Annotated in this window: 2 protein-coding genes; one reads left to right on the forward strand and one right to left on the reverse strand. The window is 63.1% G+C overall.

From position 1 onward, the window contains the following. Positions 1 to 186, forward strand: a 186-nt coding sequence (locus tag EN893_RS32905; RefSeq protein WP_281062521.1) for an adenine deaminase C-terminal domain-containing protein, incomplete at its 5' end; no start/stop codon positions are given. Between the two features lie 293 nt (positions 187 to 479). Here EN893_RS32905 and EN893_RS32915 read toward each other — a convergent pair. After that, on the reverse strand, positions 480 to 1,643 hold the full coding sequence (locus EN893_RS32915) for an alpha/beta hydrolase (RefSeq protein WP_127270257.1): 1,164 nt from the start codon (positions 1,641 to 1,643) through the stop codon (positions 480 to 482). Positions 1,644 to 1,647: the final 4 nt, after the last annotated feature.

Here is a 1,647-nt window from a genome sequence, read left to right on the forward strand (position 1 = left end):
CGGGCCGAGATCGTCGCGGCCAAGGCAGAGAAGCTCACCGAGGCGATGCGCAAGATGGGCTGTTCGCTGAACAACGCCTACATGCAGCACTCGCTGCTGGCGCTGGTCGTCATTCCCGAACTCAGGATTTCCGATGTCGGCCTGATCGACGTGACGACGTTCCAGAAGGTCGATCTGTTCGTCTAGGATTGTTGATATTCAGGCCATGCCCGGCGGGCAATCGCTTCAGGTTCGAATTCACCTTTGCCGAGCGTCGGCGCCGCCCCTCATCGCCCTGCCGGGCACTTCTCCCCATATACTGACGGGGAGAAGGGGCTGGCCGCAACGACTGTCCTCTTCTTGCAATGCTGGTCATTGGCGAAACCGGTGATAATAGCGCCCCTCTCCCCGTCACTATACGGGGAGAGGATGCCGGCAGGCAGGTGAGGGGCAGCGCCGACTTCGACACCTGATGGTCTCCACCAGGAAGCTGCCCCCGGCTACCCGCCGGTGGCGATGGTCAGCACCTTGAACGGCGTGGTGATGACGATTTCCGCGACCGAGCCGACGGCCTTGCCGAGGCCCTGGCCGAGATTGTTGAGCTGAGTCGGGACGGGCTCGTCCGAGGCAAGGCCGGCAGGCGCCCGCAGCCGATCGCCCAGCAGTTGCACCAGCATTGGGTTGTCGGCGAATTTGGCGTGGTTGAGGCGGTCACCGCCCTTGGCCTGGGAAAGGTCGACCACCGACACGCCATAGCTGGCGAGGTCGGCCGCATCGCCGTAATCGCCGACGCGCGGCTTATCGCCCGAGATCAGGGAGGACAGCTTGAGAGCCCGGTCATCCGCCGAGAGCAGGATGGCGAATGGCTTGTCGGGTTTGCCGTAACGGATCATCTGTTTCTTGAACACGTCGACATCGATGTCGGGCGAGGCCAGGATGACGTAACCGAGTTTGTCGTCGAGATCGCGATCGCCGGTGATGGCAAGCTGGCGCAGAGCCTCCATGGTCACCCAGGTCCCCATCGAATGGGCGATGATGTCGATGCTCTTGACCTTGGTCTTGGCCAGCATCCTGAGGGTCGCCTCGAGGTCGTCGCGCGCTGCGTTGGCGCTTTCCTTGTCGTAGATGTAACCCGTGGTCTTGCCGCTCGAAGCCCATGAGAACAGCACCGGCGTGCCGGGATATTTCGTGTCGTGCGCGATCTGCGTCAGCCGGTAGATGCCGTCATCGAAGCCGTTGTTGAAGCCGTGCACGAAAACCAGCGCACGGTCGCCGCGCATGGCGATGTCGGCGCCGACCGCCTTGGCGAACTGCGGCGCGCCTTCATAGAAGGTGACGTCCTTGGCGGTGAAATCCTTGGCCGGGTTGCTGTTTGCCGATCCCTTGGCCCGCTCGATGGCGCCGACCTGATGGTTTTTCGGGACGGTGACGTCGACACGGGCAAAGCTGGTGGTCAGCGAGCGATCGCCGTCGAACACCTGTCGCGGGTCCTTGGTTGCCCTCTGGCGGGTGGTGGCGACGAAGATTTCATGCGTGGCCGCGATGTCGGAAGCGGGCACCGTGACCGTCGTCTTGTTGAGCAGGTCGTGCGTTTTGCCGCCGGCGCAGCCGGTGACAGCGAGCGCCAATGCAACGACGAGGTAGCTCTTCGAACGCATGGTCATACGC

The organism is Mesorhizobium sp. M7A.F.Ca.CA.004.04.2.1 (assembly GCF_004022825.1).
GTDB lineage: Bacteria > Pseudomonadota > Alphaproteobacteria > Rhizobiales > Rhizobiaceae > Mesorhizobium.